Origin of the sequence: Thalassomonas sp. RHCl1, assembly GCF_947387555.1 — a bacterium.
Lineage (GTDB): Bacteria > Pseudomonadota > Gammaproteobacteria > Enterobacterales > Alteromonadaceae > Thalassomonas.
The window spans coordinates 245,215-263,869 of the sequence record NZ_CANDNZ010000009.1; the positions used below are offsets into that span (position 1 = coordinate 245,215).

15 protein-coding genes are annotated in these 18,655 nt (G+C 41.0%); 1 reads left to right on the top strand and 14 read right to left on the bottom strand.

Features of this window, described 5'->3' with window-relative positions; all coding sequences use genetic code 11:
* Window positions 1-4: 4 nt before the first annotated feature.
* The 5 genes from QL234_RS23040 to QL234_RS23060 form a co-directional block, all read right to left on the bottom strand.
* Window positions 5-883, bottom strand: coding sequence for a CBS domain-containing protein (locus tag QL234_RS23040; protein WP_281560114.1), 879 nt, complete (start codon window positions 881-883; stop codon window positions 5-7).
* A gap of 25 nt (window positions 884-908) precedes the next feature.
* Window positions 909-1,364: an rRNA maturation RNase YbeY gene (gene ybeY / locus QL234_RS23045; protein ID WP_281560115.1), complete on the bottom strand. Its 456-nt coding sequence runs from the start codon at window positions 1,362-1,364 to the stop codon at window positions 909-911.
* On the bottom strand, window positions 1,354-2,481 hold the full coding sequence (locus QL234_RS23050) for a PhoH family protein (protein ID WP_281560116.1): 1,128 nt from the start codon (window positions 2,479-2,481) through the stop codon (window positions 1,354-1,356). The genes ybeY and QL234_RS23050 overlap by 11 nt, the downstream gene beginning before the upstream one ends.
* Window positions 2,482-2,535: 54 nt before the next feature.
* A complete protein-coding gene (miaB, locus tag QL234_RS23055) occupies window positions 2,536-3,996 on the bottom strand; it encodes a tRNA (N6-isopentenyl adenosine(37)-C2)-methylthiotransferase MiaB (protein ID WP_281560117.1) in 1,461 nt (486 codons plus the stop codon).
* 354 nt (window positions 3,997-4,350) lie between these two features.
* Complete coding sequence (locus QL234_RS23060; RefSeq protein WP_281560118.1) at window positions 4,351-4,992, bottom strand: Crp/Fnr family transcriptional regulator; 642 nt, start codon at window positions 4,990-4,992, stop codon at window positions 4,351-4,353.
* 71 nt (window positions 4,993-5,063) lie between these two features.
* Here QL234_RS23060 and QL234_RS23065 point away from each other — a divergent pair, with 71 nt between their 5' ends.
* The gene (locus tag QL234_RS23065) at window positions 5,064-5,549 is read left to right on the top strand and encodes a heme-binding protein (protein WP_281560119.1); all 486 of its coding nucleotides are present in this window, start codon (window positions 5,064-5,066) and stop codon (window positions 5,547-5,549) included.
* A gap of 59 nt (window positions 5,550-5,608) precedes the next feature.
* Here QL234_RS23065 and QL234_RS23070 read toward each other — a convergent pair whose 3' ends face one another.
* From QL234_RS23070 to QL234_RS23110, 9 genes are all read right to left on the bottom strand, one after another.
* Window positions 5,609-8,533, bottom strand: coding sequence for a hypothetical protein (locus QL234_RS23070; protein WP_281560120.1), 2,925 nt, complete (start codon window positions 8,531-8,533; stop codon window positions 5,609-5,611).
* Window positions 8,534-8,757: 224 nt separating this feature from the next.
* Entirely contained in the window at window positions 8,758-9,246 is a 489-nt protein-coding gene (locus QL234_RS23075) for a hypothetical protein (RefSeq protein WP_281560121.1), read from the bottom strand.
* A 195-nt stretch (window positions 9,247-9,441) separates the two neighbouring features.
* A complete protein-coding gene (locus QL234_RS23080) occupies window positions 9,442-11,766 on the bottom strand; it encodes a winged helix-turn-helix domain-containing protein (RefSeq protein ID WP_281560122.1) in 2,325 nt (774 codons plus the stop codon).
* Between the two features lie 206 nt (window positions 11,767-11,972).
* Window positions 11,973-14,318, bottom strand: a complete 2,346-nt coding sequence (locus tag QL234_RS23085; protein WP_281560123.1) for a winged helix-turn-helix domain-containing protein — start codon at window positions 14,316-14,318, stop codon at window positions 11,973-11,975.
* A gap of 626 nt (window positions 14,319-14,944) precedes the next feature.
* A complete protein-coding gene (locus tag QL234_RS23090; protein ID WP_281560124.1) occupies window positions 14,945-15,937 on the bottom strand; it encodes a transposase in 993 nt (330 codons plus the stop codon).
* Between the two features lie 451 nt (window positions 15,938-16,388).
* The gene (locus QL234_RS23095) at window positions 16,389-16,628 is read right to left on the bottom strand and encodes a hypothetical protein (RefSeq protein ID WP_281560125.1); all 240 of its coding nucleotides are present in this window, start codon (window positions 16,626-16,628) and stop codon (window positions 16,389-16,391) included.
* A gap of 141 nt (window positions 16,629-16,769) precedes the next feature.
* Window positions 16,770-17,276 (bottom strand): hypothetical protein, encoded by a 507-nt coding sequence (locus QL234_RS23100; protein WP_281560126.1) that lies wholly within the window; start codon window positions 17,274-17,276, stop codon window positions 16,770-16,772.
* Window positions 17,277-17,414: 138 nt separating this feature from the next.
* Window positions 17,415-17,942 (bottom strand): hypothetical protein, encoded by a 528-nt coding sequence (locus QL234_RS23105; protein ID WP_281560127.1) that lies wholly within the window; start codon window positions 17,940-17,942, stop codon window positions 17,415-17,417.
* 254 nt (window positions 17,943-18,196) lie between these two features.
* Window positions 18,197-18,379 carry a hypothetical protein gene (locus tag QL234_RS23110; protein WP_281560128.1) on the bottom strand — a complete coding sequence of 61 codons (183 nt, stop codon included), beginning with the start codon at window positions 18,377-18,379 and terminating at the stop codon, window positions 18,197-18,199.
* Between the last annotated feature and the right edge of the window lie 276 nt (window positions 18,380-18,655).

The window sequence follows — 18,655 nt, forward strand, 5'->3', positions numbered from 1 at the left end:
AGGATTAATCTGATAGTTTGCCTGTGACCACATGGTCTTTGGGTAAGGTGACCTGTAATACCTGCAGACGGCGTTTGTCGGAAGAGATCACTTTAAACTCAAAGTCATCTATGGTGATAATTTCACCTTTTTTCGGCATATGGCCAAACTCGTGGATCACTATGCCGCCTATAGTATCGGCTGCGTCCAAATTAAACTGGCAGTTAAAATACTCATTAAAATCACAAAGTTCGGTCAGCGATTTTAACTGGTAGACATTGCCGGCAAGATGTTTGATATCTTCTTCGATCTCATCATCGGTTTCATCTTCAATTTCACCGACAATCAGCTCCAGGATATCTTCAATGGTGACCAGGCCGGATACCCCGCCGTATTCATCCACCACAACCGCCATATGGTAGCGCTGGGAGCGGAAATCTTTCAGCAGCGGCTCTACTTTTTTGCTTTCGGGAATGATGATGGCCGTGCGGATAATCGACTTGAGGCTAAAATCCGTTTCCTGCTGGCCAAAGCCGTAGGCAAGCAGATCTTTTGCCAGCAACACGCCTTCGATGTGGTCTATGTCTTCGCTGGAGACAGGGAAACGCGAGTGGCCGGATTCGAGTATGATAGGTAAAATCTCTTCCAGCGGCTGATTGATGTCTATGGTGACCATTTGCGATCGCGGCACCATGATATCCCGTACCCGCATTTCGGATACTTCCAGAACACCCTGAATCATCTGCTTGGTTTCTGGTTTGATTAAATCCCGGTCGCCGGCATCATTTAATACTTCGACCAGTTCTTCTTTATTCTGCGGCTCTCCGGTAAATACCTGGACAATTTTGTCCAAAAACGATTTGTTGGTAGAGCCGTTACTAGAGTGGGGGTTGTCTTCGCTCATAGAGCTTTTTCATTTCCTGTGTAAATTAAAGTGACTCGTACGGATTGTTAAAACCCAATTCCGCCAGAATTTCTGTTTCGAGTGATTCCATTTCAATTGCTTCATTGTCGTTTATATGATCATAACCCAATAAATGCAAGCACCCGTGTGTAACCATATGTGCCCAATGGGCGGTTAAGGTCTTATTTTGCTCGGCTGCCTCGGTGCGGACAACGTCGGTGCAAATCACCAGATCGCCGAGTAAATTCAGCTCTATGCCTTCGGGTACCTCAAACGGAAAAGACAATACGTTGGTAGGTTTGTCCTTGCCGCGGTACTGGTGATTTAACTGCTGACTTTCGCTGCTGTCTACCACACGTATGGTCAGTTCAAAGTCTTTTTCAAAGCGCCCGAGAATTTGTTCAACCCAGACCTGAAATTCCGCCTGAGCCGGGATATCATCAGCTTCGCACGCCAGCTGTAAATCAAGTTCAATGGCCATCGGTTTTTCCTGACTCGGTTGCATTTGAAGGAGCTGGCGCTGCTTGTCCGGCCTGCATGGCTGCGGCCTGGGCTTCAAGGCGTTGCTGCTCTTTTTTCTCTTGCTTGAGCTTGTTGGCTTTTTGATCGTATTTGTCGTAGGCATCAACGATACGGGCGACTACCGGGTGGCGTACCACGTCTTTTGCCTGGAAAAAGCTGAAGCTGATCCCCGGGATGTCCTGCAATACCTCAATGGCATGGCGCAGGCCGGAGCGCTGGCCGCGGGGTAAATCTACCTGGGTAATGTCGCCGGTAAGCACGGCGCGGGAATTAAAGCCGATACGGGTCAGGAACATTTTCATTTGCTCTACCGTGGTATTCTGGCTTTCGTCGAGAATAATAAAGGCGTCGTTGAGGGTACGGCCGCGCATATAAGCGAGCGGGGCAATTTCAATGACATTACGCTCGATAAGTTTTTCAACCTTTTCAAAGCCTAACATTTCAAATAGGGCATCGTACAAGGGACGCAGGTAAGGGTCGACCTTTTGCGACAAATCGCCGGGCAGGAAACCGAGTTTTTCACCGGCTTCTACCGCAGGGCGGGTTAGCAGGATTCTGCGCACTTCCTGGCGCTCCAGCGCCTCAACCGCACAGGCCACCGCCAGGTAGGTTTTGCCGGTACCCGCGACCCCGATACCAAAGCTGATGTCGTTGGTGAGCACATTGTGCACATAACTTTGCTGGTTTTTGTTGCGGGGTTTGATCACGCCACGTTTGGTTTTAATGGTGACCATTTTGTCAAAGTCGGCATCAACGGTATCCGGCTCTTGCTCTAATACCTGGGCTTCGAGGATGGCCAGATGTACCATTTCCGGGGTCACCGGCTTGCTTTGGCCTTTGACCGGGGCGGTTTCGACATAGAGGTCTTTAAGCAGGTTGATGGCTGCTTCGCTGTTGATTTCTGTGCCGACGACAGTGAACTGGTTGCCGCGGTAGCTGATTTCTACGCCGAGACGGCGCTCTATGGTTTTGAGGTTGTCGTCCATAGGGCCGGATAAACTTGCCTGACGGTGGTTATCTACGGGCTCTAAAACGAACTGAAAACTGCTGTTTTTGCTCAATGCAATAGTATCCATGTAAGTGTATTGCCGGCGGTTTTTATGCTCGCCGGCGTCTGTTCCCTGCAGCCGTTACGGGGTAAAAGTACTCACGCCCAGGCTGTCAGGAGCTTCGCCATTACTAATGTTAGCGTTACTGCTTGTATGGTGGTTATTCGCCAGAATATCCGCCGGAGAATGGGCAATACGCAAGCCCATTTCGCTTTCTTCACGCACCAGGTCGCCACGTAATGAGTTGGCGTAAACGTCGGTAATTTTCACGTCAACAAACTGGCCGATCACGTGATGCGGGGCAACAAAGTTGACAATACGGTTGTTTTCGGTGCGGCCGCGCAGTTCCATTGGGTTTTTCTTGGACGGGCCTTCCACCAGGATACGCTGCTCTGTGCCTAACATCTGGCGGGCAATACGCAGCGCCTGCTGGTTGATCCTGTCTTGCAGGATATACAACCTTTGTTTCTTGGTTTCTTCACTGATGTCGTCGGGTAAATCAGCCGCCGGGGTACCCGGACGGGCGCTGTAAATAAAGCTAAAGCTTAAGTCAAAATCGATAGCTTTGATGAGATCCATTGTGGCTTCAAAGTCAGCATCGGTTTCACCCGGGAAGCCGATAATAAAGTCAGACGACATGCACAACTCAGGGCGCACTTTACGCAGGCGGCGAATTTGTGATTTATATTCCAGGGCGGTATGGCCGCGTTTCATCTGGGTTAAAATGCGGTCGGCGCCGCTTTGTACCGGCAGGTGTAAATGGTTCACCAGTTCAGGCACGTCGGCATAAGCTTCGATGATATCGTCGGTAAACTCTACCGGGTGCGAAGTGGTGTAACGGATACGGTCGATACCGTCGATGCTGGCCACTAAACGTAATAATTCGGAAAAACGGCAGATGCTGCCGTCATGGGCTTCGCCGCGGTAGGCATTTACGTTTTGGCCTAACAGGTTAACTTCACGTACCCCTTGCTCGGCTAACTGGGCGATTTCGTATAAAACATCGTCAAGCGGACGGCTGACTTCTTCGCCGCGGGTATAAGGCACTACGCAGAAAGTACAGTACTTGCTGCAACCTTCCATAATGGAAACAAAGGCGGTCGGGCCTTCGGCTTTTGGCTCCGGCAGGCGGTCGAATTTCTCGATTTCCGGGAAGCTGACATCAACCACAGGGTTTTTCTCGCCGGTAACTTGCTGGATCATTTCCGGCAGGCGGTGCAGGGTTTGCGGTCCAAAGACCATGTCAACAAATGGCGCGCGCTGGCGAATGGCGTCGCCTTCTTGTGAGGCAACACAGCCGCCGACACCGATCAGTAAATCAGGGTTGGTTTTTTTCAGCTCTTTCCAGCGGCCTAACTGATGGAAAACTTTTTCCTGGGCCTTTTCCCGGATAGAACAAGTATTGAGCAGGATGACGTCGGCGTCTTCCGCTTCTTCAGCCAACTCAAAGCCATGGGTTGAGTCTAAAAGTTCCGCCATCTTTTGCGAGTCATACTCGTTCATCTGACAGCCCCAGGTTTTGATATACAGCTTTTTACTCATTAACTTCTTGCCTAAAAATTCAACAGCCAATTTAAATGGAGCGATATTTTACTCTTTCTAATTCGGTGAAGCCAGCATAGAGCGCATTCTCTTGGCGATTAATTCTCTGTTTGCTGTTATTTATATGAGAATAAAGGAAATTTACCCCCAGGTGGCGGTTAAATATACGGCGGAGGGTAATAATAACAATGAAGTTTGCCTGTTGTTGAAATAGATATGTTTTTAGGATGTTTGACTTTGAAGGTAAGGAATTTTATGGACTTGGCTAAAGTATCTGTTTTTTGATAAAAAATTATTTGGGTATGGGATTAAAGAAAGCGCTCTTCATATTATAAATGAAGAGCTAAATCCGCCTTACCGGCCCAGGTATTCAATTTTTCGATAGCCAAGATTTACCAGACCGTCATTTTTGAGGGCACTGAGGTTAACGCCTATCGCTTCTTTAGTTACGCCAAGCATAGCAGCTAAATCATGATGAGAAATTTCAATGGATGTACTTCCCCGCCACTGTGAAAGTTTTGCCAGGGTGAATTGCAGCCGTTCTTTTAAAGGCATAAATACGGCTCCTTCATAAACGGCCCCATAATACTCGACGTATCTGGCAAGAAAGTGGGTAATATTGATGGTTACCTCGGGATGTTTGGCGATTATTTCATTTAAGCGACTGTTGGATAAATGCTGTAGGTGTGTTTTTCCTATAGCTACGGCATCGTTTGGCCGGGAGCCTGAGCCAAAACAGCCAATAAAGCCAATAAAGCCAAACCATTCTTTAGCGCCTAAGTCTATGATCCTTAGCTCTTTACCTTCTTTATTTAATTTGTTTATTCGCACGCCACCGGATGCTATTAAATATAAACCGTCAGCTAATTCCCCTGCACGATGGATAAACTGTTCGTCATTAAAATATAAATTATTCAATGAGTTAGTTATGGTTTCTTGAATGTGTACTTCTAAACCCGTCAGCCAGTTATAACTAAAGGTATTATTTTTTTTCACAATACAATCCGGATTGTGTTTTATCTGACGCCATTATTTCACAATTAAACCACTTATTACAGGAGGCAAAAATGCGAAATATAAAAACCACTTTATCCCTTATCTCGGCCTTGTTTATCACCAGTGCCGGTGCCCAGGAATTACTCCTCAAACAATATCAACTCACGGCGGCAGTGGCTGAGAAAATAGCGCAAACGGCGATAGCCGAATGCAAGAAGTCAAGTGCACATGTGTCGGTTTCTGTTGTTAACGACCAGGGGCGATTAATGTACTTTTATCGCGGGAATAACACCGGCAGTAACACGGTACATACCAGCTTTAGAAAAGCTTATACCGCAGCAACGTTAAAAGCACCAACGTCGATTATGTCTCAAATGGTTGAAGCGAAAGGGCTGAGCCAACTGGGGAAAATGGAGGACGATATTCTGCTATTAACGGGGGGCTTACCAATGTTTTATAAAGATGCCATGGTTGGAGCCATTGGACTGTCGGGCTCTCCTAACCCTGAACTGGAAGAAAGCTGTGGAAAAAAGGCGCTGGAATTACTTAAAGGTTAAATGACAAGAGCCGTTGTATAGATAAAGCTAACAAGCAGACGGACTTGTTAGCTTTTTTGTTAGGTAATATCCATTAACGGTATGCTGATGGCCAGCTGGCTGCCTTTGTCCTGCTTATTAAAGATATGAACCGAGGCATTGTATTTTTTGGCGATTTTACGGGTGTAATACATGGCCATATTGAAATTAATGTTGTTGTTGAAGTTTAAAAAGCTGTTGCCGTCGTCGCTGATGTTGATCCAGACCTTACTTTTTACTTCCTTAAGCGCCATGGTGAAGTTGCGGCCGTTGCCGTTGAGTATGGCGGAAGTGATTGACTCGTAAATGATTTTATAGATGTCTGACTGCATTTCATAGGCGAGCGAAATGTCATTTAATTCTATGGTGTTGCTCAGGTTGATATGATATTTCTGCTGCAGGTAGTCACTGAAAAACGGCAGGGCGACTTCCAGGGAATTGCCGTAAAGGCCGTCGGGCTGTTTAGCGTTGGTGTTGCTTCTTAGCTCATCAATGCTTTGTTGTATGATGCTTCTGGATTTGTCCAAGTGGGCTTCATCGGTTTGGTTTAATAATTCCAGCACATAGGTGAGGTTACGGCTGACATTGAGGGCGGCTTTACCGCGGTTTTTCATGTCGGCATTTAATATGCGGTGGATTTTGGTGATGGATTTGGCGCGCATAAAGAGCAGCCAGAATAATTTGGTTAGGACTATTAAAAATATTAAGGCATAGACTATTCTCATGCCCAGAGTCCAATACCAGGGGTAGGCGACATTAATGGTGGTGTAGGCCTTGTGGTTGCTCCATTGACCTAAGCTGTTGGTACCCATTATTTCAATGTCGTACATGCCGGAGCTCAGGCCGGTTAAAGTTACTTGGTGGCCATAAACGTCATTCCAGCTGCCGTTGTTAATGCGGTATTTATATTGTTTTTCTTGTCCGGGCCGATAATCTAGGCTGGCTAATTCCAGAGTAATAACATCGTTGGGAGTGTCGACGTTTATGATTTTGTTGATGATTGAAGGCTGTCCGGAAACTATGGTTTTACTGATATAAACCTTAGTATTAAAGGCCTTTTCATCGGTTAACGGCAGTTCTAAAATGCCAATAGTATGAGGGATATATAAGGTATCCTCTACTTGCAATGGGTAGCCGGTAAAAGACAATAACTCAGTATCCGGCACCATAGTGATTTGGTAATCAGTAGGGTTGATTCGATATAAGCCGGGAGTGCTGGGAGCCCATATTTCTCCATCAATCAACTTTAGATAGTAAAAGGCGATACCTGAAGCAAATTTAGAAATGAGCTCTCCTTGGCGATTAAAAACAAAAATACCGCCTCCCATAGTCGCAACAAAAATCTTGTTATCCGCTAATATTAGAGAGCCCATCTTACTGCTACTGGGGATAGGAATGTTCTTTAGAGTTTGTGCTTTTCTGTTATAAATATCTAAACCAGCTGCCGTGGTTATCCATATTTCACTATTGTCCAAAGGTAACGTACTTATTACTTCTAATGAACTTAAGCCACTGCCCTTGCCCAAGTGCTGAATTATTTTTTGTTGCTTGATATCAAAAATAAGCAGACCGTCGGTGTTCGTACCAATATAAAGTAAATCATTCTTGATAGTCATATCTAATAAAATGAGATTATTATTGGGGATGGCAACCTTTTTTAGCTGTTTGTTGTCACTTTGATAACGCCATAACCCATCAAAAGTGGTCAAATATAAATCATCTTCTACAGTCACCATGGAGTAAATGATTTTTCCCTTATTAGTGAATGCTTTATTGATGTTGTCCGGTAAGGTATTATTTGATGTGCTGAACGCAGTACTATTCACTTGAGTGTTTTGCTCTTTTAATACTACATTAGCGTGATATAAACCCTGCCCATAACTGCCAACAATTAGCTGATTGTTCAATAATTCAAGTGAAAGTGCACTGACTGGCGTATCGTAAACTAGTGAATGATTGATTAGTGTTTTTTCTATTAACTGGCTTACTCCCAAGTTGCTCATTATCCAAAGAACGCCGGAATTATCATGCAAAATGGAATTGACAAATTGTGGTTCAGCATTAGGAAATGTATGAATTAGAGGCTTAAGAGAGGATGTTTGGTATTTTTTAATTACGCCATTTGCATTGATAGTAAAAAAAGCATCAATGGGGTTGTTGCTACTTGAGCTGATATTTTGATTCTCAGGAGTAATAGCATGAATAATTTCATCAATTATTATACTGGTAACTGCACCGTTATCGGCAAAATAGAAAAGTTTATTACTAGTGGCAGCTATTAAGCCGTTACTGACCCTGTTAATGGCATTAACAGGCTGATTTAATATGGTTAAGATCTTATCGCCTTTTACTTGAAATAATCCCTTAATAGAAGAAAAGTAAAGGTGCTTTTGAGTGGCAACGAGGTTATTTAATTGAATATTTTCAGCTAGAACTTTAGTTGTATAACTTTTAGGGTCATATCGGTATAAGTTATCAGGGGCCTTGCTATAGGCATAATAAACTTTTTGAAATTGAACTGCGTGATAAATCGTAGGGCTTGCAGTATTCATCTCAACAAGGGTTGCTTTAGCTGATAAGGGGTCAAACTCCCATAATCCATTATTTTCTGTTGAAATAAGTGCTTTGTTTCCTGCAGAGCTTATATTGTGTGTATAGCTAAAAGGTAAAGGCCAATAGCTATTGTTATTAGAAAAAGTGATAATATTTTTGCCATCAAAACGGGTTACCCCTTGTCGATTTGCTAACCAGATATAACCTCTATCATCTTGTACAATTGATTTAACTTTAACTAGGTGCTCTAACTCAGGTACATTTTTTTCAGCTGTACTGGAGGGAGAAAAAACACAAGTTATTACTAAACTAAGAAAAACTTTACCTAAATACTTATCTAAGTATGAAGTTATGCATTTTATCGCAGCTAAAAACTTATCGAAAAAAAAGTGGAAACAGTAGGTTTTCGGCATGTTGTTTTCCATGTTTACTGCAAGAGGAAATTATTTCCCTATAATGCCAAGGATTTTGATATGTTAGCGATTTATATAGTCAAAGTCGATGACTAGTTATGTTGATTTGAACATAAGTATTTTATGGCGAAGTTTGTTTTTTATAAAAAGCTTTGAGAGGCGAGAAAAGTATTGAAGTGCAGCAAGTTTTGAAACTGGCCGCACTAGCTTCAGTTTCGTTTATTCTAAAACATTGGAGGTGGTAGTGTTGGCTGCCATGGTGACTGTGCTGGTTTCGGATCCTCTTTTTCTGGCGGGTGCTCTTTGCCACCGCAAGCAGCATAAATTTTGGGGGGCTCACCTTCCTTTTGGGGTTGTTGTACTAAGATATAGCTAGGCTTTCTTGGGTCATGGTTAAATTGCTTGTTAGCCCATGCATAACGTAATTCATCAGCTAGTTCTTGGCTATATTTTACTTCAAAGGCCGTGGCTAGCATTTCCACACCAAAATCATCCGTTAGCATCATTGCGTTGCCATGATAACCACTAGTTGTATCAAAACTAATGTCAACAGTTAGTATGTCGTTAGCGGGTAAGACTAGATCCACTCGCATCTTAGCAATAACCGCACGATCAACTTTGGGTTTAAGGTTGGTGCGGTTGGGTTTTTGGCTTAGATCATAGATTAGTTTAATATCATTGCTGATAATTTTTTCTTCGGTTAAAGCAGACATAATGTTCCCTTTAGGTAGACTTTTTATAAGTATAATAGTGAGCGCTAACAAATTTTTAACGCGTCTTTATTATAAAGGAAATATTTATTTGCGAGTATTATCTTTGGTAATAATGAATACTAACTAGTAAATGTTAATGTCTTGGTACATACAAACAAATTGCTGATTTTCTGTACTTTAAGTGGCATATCAAAATTAGTCATTAAGTCTTCTTTGTAGATCAGGGATAGTTATCTTACCTATATAGGTGTCGACTGGTGCAAAGTCATTCATTAACAAATTGTTGTAATGTACAGTGATAAACAAGGTATTAGTGTCGCCAATATCGACTTGTGTGTATTGTTCTGTGGCAAAATCAACTTTAAAGACATCTCTGTCAGGAGTTATTCGGTAAATAGCATCATTACCGACTGCCCAATCCAGGTTGTAATCCAGATCCACATCAGGAAAATAATGATAGGTTTTATTGGTTTTCCAGTCGTCTGTTAACTGATAAATACCTTTACTGCCGGTGGTAGAGGCATAATATTTACTGTTGTTATTTATGCATTGGCTATGTATTGATGTGATCCCGTTTGCTAACTTTTTAGTTTCCTGAGTATAAATATTTAGCTGGTAGAGGTGCCAGCTACCATCTTCTAATACTGTGGTAAGAATATTGTCATTAGAATGACATAACCAGTCGATATTTTTAACGGTCCTGTTTGGATGGGAAATGGCTTTTACTTGCCTAGTGTCAATATTTATCACATATAATTTGTCATTTCTGATAAATAAGATAATTTCACCATTAGCTGAAAAATTTAACTCGTAAATATATGATTTGTCTTCAAAGTGGGTTAATTGTTGAAATTGCCCTGCTTCCTTCAGCCAAATTTGCTCGTTTCCGGAGCGGTTAGAAGCAAAAGCAATTCGTGTAGTCTTTTGAGAGTTATAATAAGCGGCGGAATGATCTTCAAAACTAGAGGTGATCAGGGGGGATACAACCTGTTTTTCTTCTCCCAGATTTAAAGAATTTATATTTGTCGTAGAAGAGTCCCCTAAAGTAAATAAAACTTCGCTATCGGAGTACATTACAGGGTGTGTTGCATTGGTATCAAACAGGTAGAGCGGTGTAGTGGCGCCTGTGGAAATGCTTATGCTATTGAGTATTTCTTCTTTCTTATCAATATATAACACATGAGAGCCCGTTAGACTCCAACCGATGCTATTGGATAATGAAGAGTTGTTAATCAATGATTTCGTCTCGCCGCTATTAAGGTCTAATATCATGATTGATTCAGAATGGTCATCATAATAACGTTTGAATGCCAGCTTTGAGTTATCAGGGCTTAATCGCAGGCTTGCATCTCCCTGATACTTTCCCTGAGGGGCCGTTATGACTTCACTAATGTGCTTTTTCAAGTGATAGCGCTTAATTATGCTTTGCGGCTTACCTGTATCTTTAGATACATAATAAAGCCAGTTTAGATCTGAACTTAGGGCTATACCTGTAGATGTCAAATATGGCTGATAAGGGCTGCATTGAGTGATATCAATAGCGGGATAAATTTTTAAATCTTGATTTACCCTTACTTTTTTTACTGTGCAGCTATCCTGTTCCACGGATATATAAAATAATTCATTGCCTAATGGTGACCAATAAGGACTCATGACCTTCTTGTCATGCTTGATAGTAATGTGTTTTTTTGTCTCGAGGTTTTGAATGACAAGCCTGGAGTATGGGGTATTATCTGGCTTGTGGGTAAAGGCTAGTAGGGTTTTATCAGGAGATAATACCGGCGTAGACTCCCTGCCTTGCAGGTAAGTTAGTGGCTCATCGGGGGCATCATGCTTGGTTAATATTTGTATAGAAGGCTTTATCGGCTTAATTAGCTGCCATAAAACAACAGCCAGGAACAATGTGGCTATTAGTGAATAAAGTTTATAAAAGGGCTTGCTTGAAAATCGTTTTTGAGACTGTTTATTGGTCTCTTTTATTATGACTCTCTCTACTTCATTCGTGTCTGGTATTGTGTGAATTGAGTCTTCACCTGTTTTTTCCTTTCTTGCTTCATTTGGCTCTGCGGCTTCCTTATTATGACGCTCGGTTAAATATTCGGTCGTTTTTGCTCTTGGTTTTATTGTTATTTCATCATGCTCTTGCTTGTCTGTGTTGCTTGTCGATGACGAGAAATTAGCTGTTGGTAAATCACTTCTATCCAAATACTCCACCCGGCAGGCTAATGAATAGCCTCGTTTAAGGTGGGTTTTTATAAAGTCATCCCGCTCACCGCCGAGGACTTTTCGTAATCTGGATATCGCTGCATTAATGGTTTTTTGTTCAACGTAGCGGTTTTTCCATACGGTTTGCATCAGTTGTTCACGGGTAATGATGCGGTTTGGTTTTTCTGCTAAAAATACCAACAGCAGTACATATTTAGCTTCAAGAGGGATACAGGTATTATCATCTTTAATCAGGTGATTTTCGGCAGGATCCAGTATCCATTGATTGAGCTTGATGAGCTTAGTGTTTTCCATTACTTATTATGACGACTACTACTTAATGTCTTTATCTAAAGAGGGGCCTTAATTTCCACCGCTATTGTAATTGTTTTATTGTTATTAATAAACAAAACGTTACTGAGGTTTTGTGGGGCAAGGTAAACTCAGTTATTGGTAAAGCTTATAGTGACAAAGGGCATAATCGATAGCGTTCAACTTGCATATTTGATGATAACCATAGGCTAGTTGTTTAGTCTGTCGGTTAAGTCAGAAATGGTTAACTTACCTATATAAGTATCGGCTAGCTCCATATCATTAAGCAGTAAATTATCTTCATGTATTGTCATAAACCAAGCGCTTATACCGTGAATATCCAGTTTTTGAATTTCCCCTGTGGTGAGGTCAGCCTGAAACAGCTCTCCGTCACCGTTAATCCTGTATATGGCTTTGGCGGTAACTCCCCACTCTTGGTTGTAATCCAACAAGGTCTCCGGAAAATAATGATATGCTGTATTTATTTCCCAGTTGGCTGTTAATGGAAAAACCCCTTTGATGGCGGGGGTGGTGGCGTAATAGCGGCTGTTTTGTTTGGAATTGTCGCATTGTCCCTGGATAGATGAGAGTCCCGTTGCTAAGAGCTTGGTTTCATTGCTATAAATATTAATTTGATGTAGCTGCCAGATACCATTTTTCAAGGCAGTGATTAAAATTTGGTTATTTGAGTGACATCGCCAGAGAACGTTTTTTGTCGCTTCAATTGGCGGAGTAATTGCTGTTACCCGTTTGTTGGTGATATTTAAGGCATACAATTTATCATTCATCTTAAACAAGATATTTTCACCATTAGCGGAAAAACTTAGCTCATAAATACGAGTGACGCCCTCAAAGGCCGTCAATTGTTGCAAATGAGTATCTTCTTTTAACCAAATTTGGTTTTTACCGGTACGATTGGAAACAAAAGCAATCCGTTCTGTGGTGTTTAAGCTATAGATGGCGGCAGAATGATTATTAAAGCTGGAGGTAATTAGTTTTGCAGGCGTTAACTGTTCTTTATTTAAGTTAATACGTTGCACATTCACTGTATGGAGGTGTTCAAAGGTTAACAGTATTTCTGTTTCTGAAAGCATTAAAGGGTGTTCAGCAAAAGTAGGATATTGGTATAAAGGCGTGATATTCCCTGTGGTGACATGTATCGCCTTGAGTGTTTTTTCTACATCATTCAGATAAAGTAAATGGCTGCCTGATTGGCTCCAGGTAATGGAATTCTCTAAAGAGGAGCTTTTAATCAGAGAGCTGGTGTCACCATTGTTAAGATCTAATAACATTATCGACTCTGAATGGTCATCATAATAACGTTTAAATGCCAGTTTGGCGTTGTCTGGGCTTAATGCTACTCCGCTATCCCCATCATACTTGCCCTGGGGGGCTGTAAGGGCTTCGGTGTAATGGTTTTTCAGATGATAACGGTATAGCACACTTGGTGAGTGTATTGTTTCTTTAGATGAATAATAAATCCAGTTGAGATCTGAACTGACGGCTAGCCGGTGCACATACATAGGAGAAAAATATGGTCCACATTGGGTGATTAACTCTGCCGGGGATAAGGCCAGTGTATGGTCAACCTTTCGTTTTTTTATGCTGCATTGGTTATTTTCCAGCGACATATAAAACAGTTGATTGCTCTGTGGTGACCAGTAAGGCGCAAATGTTTTATTTTCTGCTTCTACGGTTACGGTTTCTTTGCTTTCAAGGTTTTGAATAACCACGTTGTAATTACTGGCATAGTCACTTTGATGGGTATAGGCCAGTAAGGACTTGTCTTGCGACAAAGTTGGCGATATTTCCCAGCCTTTGCTATGAGTTAGCGGCTCAATTGAAATGTCGTCTTTAGTTAGCATTTGCTGCGATAGCACATGTGGTTGAATAATTTGCCATAAAATTATTGTTATCGCTACGGCAGCTATTAGGACAGACAGTTTGTATAACGGCTTTACTGAAAAGTAATTTTTCGGGGAGTTGGATGCTATTTCAGACTCGCTGTCATTTGTTAAATGCGATAGCGCCTCGTTCTGGCTTACTGGCGCTTTGGCCTTTGCTTCATTATTTTCTAAGGAAAATGCCTCAATCTCTTTTTTAAAAGTCTCTTTAGCTTTATTGTCAGAGGGCTCTTTTGTCGGCTTATCAGAATTTCTTTCTTGCTTTACCTCGTTTGACTGTTCTTTGTTATTGGCTGTTTTAGCGATATCAGCTGCTGCAAAATCAGTCTTGTCCAGATATTCCACCTGGCAGGCTAATGAATAGCCGCGTTTCAGGTGGGTTTTAATAAAATCATCCCGTTCGCCGCCCAGGGTTTTACGTAATCTGGATATGGCGGCATTAATCGTTCTGTATTCTACATAGCGATTGTTCCATACGGTCTGCATCAGTTGCTCACGGCTGATAACGGTATTTTGATTTTCTGCTAGAAACTCTAACAGCAGCACATACTTGGCTTCGAGTGGAATACGGGTGTTGTCTTCTTTAATGAGGTGGTTTTCAACAGGATCCAGTATCCATTGGTTGAGCTTGATGAGCTTAGTGTTTTCCATTACTTATTCGACAACTACTGCTTTTTATGTTGGAGAAATGTTATTTAATTTGAAATTAATATTACCTTTGGCTTTATTGTAATAGTTTTAATGTTATTAATAAACACGGCTTAGGGAGTGGTTTTAATGATATGGATATTTGAACAATGTATAAAATGAAAAAAGCCGAACCGCGGATAAGGAAACATTAATACATGAAAGGGCAATATGTTTCCCGCTGCTTGAATTCCAGCGGTTCGGGACGGTAATGTTATTTCCGTAATCCGTTTGCATTTAGTGTTAAATGCATGGCTAAGGCAGCATAAATTGCATCAAATTACATGCTGCTGATTTAGCCGGTGGCAACCAGAGTAAAATACTTCGGGCATCAGGTTAAGCCGTCAGATTCTATTGCCGGGAAAGAAGTTACTCGCTATTAGTTTGCTTAACAAGTTGGGAAAAGGTTGTGATTTTCTACTTGTCTGCCTTGCTCTTTAACTAGTTGTTTTGTTGTTGGTTTTTTATTATTGTGAAATAGTTGTGAAAGGTTGGGAAAAGGTTGTGATGCGCTCTTTTGATAGGGAGAGGCGTATGTTTCAGCGCTTTTTCCCTGTGTTAAAAATAGAGCGAATGATTTAAAGGGCACATTACCCGGCATATAAATGCAATGACATATGGGTATTGCACCGGCTTCGGCCCGACTGTATCGCCCAGGAGTTCATTTTTGATGGGCTGCCGGCAGCATGAATGAAGTGTCGGTTAAAATCCTTTACCACCATCAGCCAGTCTTCTTCATTGACATTCAAGCGTTTAAACAGAGGTTGTATGTCGGGTGGAATATAACCGCGCTTGTCTTTCCGGACACAGCGCCCGGTCCATTCCAGTAAGTTAAGATAATCAAAAAGCTTAAAAGGTAAGCCCGGGCTTGGTGTTCCATGGGGCTTATAACCGGTAAAGGCCAGAATTTGTGAAGGTTGTAACTGCTGCGCCTTTTTCGCGCCAGCCAGTGCTTTTATCCGCTGCTGGATACTGGTGAAATCTGAGGTTTCCGGGGTATCAGCAATAGCTGCCCGCACAGGGTTTAAATCGACATAGGCCATACAGGCCAGCAAAGCCGTGTTATCAAGCAGGGCTTGTGATTTAAAGCGCCCCTCCCAGAATCGGCCTTTGCAGCTGTCTTCCTTATTTGCCTGTACTGCAATATGTTCATTCAAACAGCGCATAAACCAACCCAGTTCAAACAAGCGGTTGCGCCAGGTTGCAATCAACTCTAGTGCTTTATCCTTTTCCGCCTGTGTGGTTTGAGTATCCGATAAATAACTGTTAACCAGAGGGTGCCCTTTAAAAAGCTTCATCCAGCGTAATGCAACTTCCCGGTTAGTCCACTGTTTTGCTTGGTGCTGGTTCACCCTGAGCACTAAATGATAGTGATTACTCATAATGGCATAGGCACAAATATCAATTGCAAATACTGAGGCCAGTTGGGTGATTTTTTCTACCAGCCATTGCTTTCTGTGGTTGAAGTTCTGACCTGTAGTATTGTCTTCACCGCATAAAAATGCCCTACGTACACAGCGACATATGCAGTGATAGTAGGGCGTTTCATTTAGAAATACTTGCTCTTTTCGGGCTCGGGTCATGGGCTTAACTTTTAGTGTTAGTTTTCCCTTTAGTTAGAGCCTAGAACGGTATTTTTAGTTAATCAAATTTAGGGGTGTCCCTTTCTGCTATGGGCTTAACTTTTAGTGTTAGTTTTCCCTTTAGTTAGAGCCTAGAACGGTATTTTTAGTTAATCAAATTTAGGGGTGTCCCTTTCTGCTATGGGCTTAACTTTTAGTGTTAGTTTTCCCTTTAGTTAGAGCCTAGAACGGTATTTTTAGTTAATCAAATTTAGGGGTGTCCCTTTCTGCTATGGGCTTAACTTTTAGTGTTAGTTTTCCCTTTAGTTAGAGCCTAGAACGGTATTTTTAGTTAATCAAATTTAGGGGTGTCCCTTTCTGCTTCGTTAATCAAATTTAGGGGTGTCCCTTTCTGCCTTTCCTTTCTGCCTTTCCCTTTCTGCCTTTCCCTTTCTGCCTTTCTGCTTCTGATTTAAGGGGCCTCTTTTTGCTTGTTTTCTTTGTTGATAACTTCAATTACAGCACCTGTATTTTCTATTTCAGTTATTAAGTCTTCAGAGTCATTAATTTCAAGAGTTACTTCTTGATCATTTAAGATATTATCAACAATGTCTTTTGACTGCTTTGTATCTAAATTAAGTTCTTTTCTAAGGTATTTATTTAAGCTGACCTTATTAAATCCAGCCTGCCATCCAATAATTTTTATTTGCATTAATTTTCAACCTTGATTCGTTGCTGGTGCTGCATCACTTTGCCCAACTCAACCGGAAACAGCTGCCCAGGGCACTGGTTATAATGCCCAGTCTATTTTATTCAATCTAATTTAGGGATGGCCCTTTTATTTTACTGGAATTTAGAAGGAGTGCGTGGATGTACCCTTGAGCTTTCTATTACATGTAACGTTCACTTCGGCTTCCTTATACATACTATTTACAGGTTTTGTTGTGAAAGAGTTCTTGTTGAAAAAAATTATACTGTCAGACCAATTTTTTTTATTCAGTTGAGCATTGACAGACTTTTGCATGTCTTCTACTGAATAATTGATACTGTCTAAAGATAAAACTTCACCATTATCAAAAATTATTTTTAGTCGTTGTTCATTTAATTCCCAACTACCCAAATATTTGACCTTTGAAAGAACTTTCTCCCCACTGGAAGAGACAATAGTAGAATTTGATATTTCTAAAAAATTACCATCTTCATTAAAAGAGCGTTCATCGACAACAGTTATTTTTAAAGCATCGTTATTCATTTGGTAAGGCTCACACAACCACTCTCCAACTAAATCATTAGGTTTACTTTTTGCCATAGATGCATGAGCAGCGCTAAGGAAGGCGAGAAAAATAGCAAATTTTTTCATGTTGTATTTCTCATTAAATTATTAAAAACAAATATGTAGATAAATCATAAGGATTTAATTGTTATAAAAAGCTTTAAGTTTTTGCAAAAAAGCCCCACTACGGGTAATTTATTCAACCTAATTTAGGAATGTTCCTTTTTATATTCTTTCGGCTTTCTTTCTGCTTTTCGGTAGGGGAGCTTTAACTGCGTCAAATAATGTTGCAAAAGTATCTTTACTTAGCCCACTAGTCTTTGAATCAAATAAGTTCGCAGCTTTAGTCATATAAAACTCTGTACCACCTGTATCAGATATAAACCCATTTTCTTTTGGTGACACAATTAAAACAAAATCTAGATCGACGCCCACCAAAAAAGTATTTGAATCTAAGAACTCAACAAGAAACGATTGAAGACCTGTTTCGTTGATATAGTCTGCAGTACATTCCTCATAGAACAAAGTTTCTTTTTTATCAAAAACCTCCACTTCTCCTGATTCAATACTAATATCACTAATCATAATTTTCTTATCACGAAAAGAGGTTAGAAGATTATCAAGTAGGTACTTTGGTATTGGTTCATAATCTTCACCAATTATTGAAGCTGCAATTACTAGCTCATAAGACTTTTTCACTGCTACACTCTTAGGTAATTTTGACAGTTCAATGATTTCATTTAAATTAACCATTTCAGCTTATTTCACCTCCCTTTCTCTGTATTTACGAACCTGTCCTCCTTTACTACCACGAGGCCTAGTAAGATACGAAGGGACACCCCTAAATTTATTTAGAGTTATACCTTGGTGCTATTTATATTGAATTTAAATATGAAACCAAAAAGAGCCCCGTTAAAAACGAGGCTCTTACTTATACAAAATTTAGGGAGACCTAAATTTTATTATTATGACCTAGCTACTGGTGCGCCTGGAACATGAATTCGGGATTAATCACCACCATCACCATCACCTAGTTCAGCTAAAGCATCAGACTTTGAATTTTGATTTGGTTTAAAAACAAATATTAGCCCCCCAATAAAAATAAAAATTAAACCAATGAAAATGCTACTATCTAACAGTACAGCTTTTAGTCCAAAGAGCACAAAAAAACAACCAACAATGATATACATATATTTACTCCTGGCAGAGCCAAGGAAATGAAAACTTATTCATTCCCCAAGTTTTGTATTTTTATAATTTTGTATATGTACGTAAGCATAAAAATAGCCCATAAATTCAGACCAATTATAATTTCAGTCTCACTATTTCCCCAAAAAAGGGTAAAATCTCCACCGAACCTAAAATTTAAATGAATAGGGCTTCCCCATATAAATAATGGTGCTCCAAAGCCCATAACTAATGTGTAGATTAACGGTTTAGAAACTATAACAGGTATTTGAATTGCC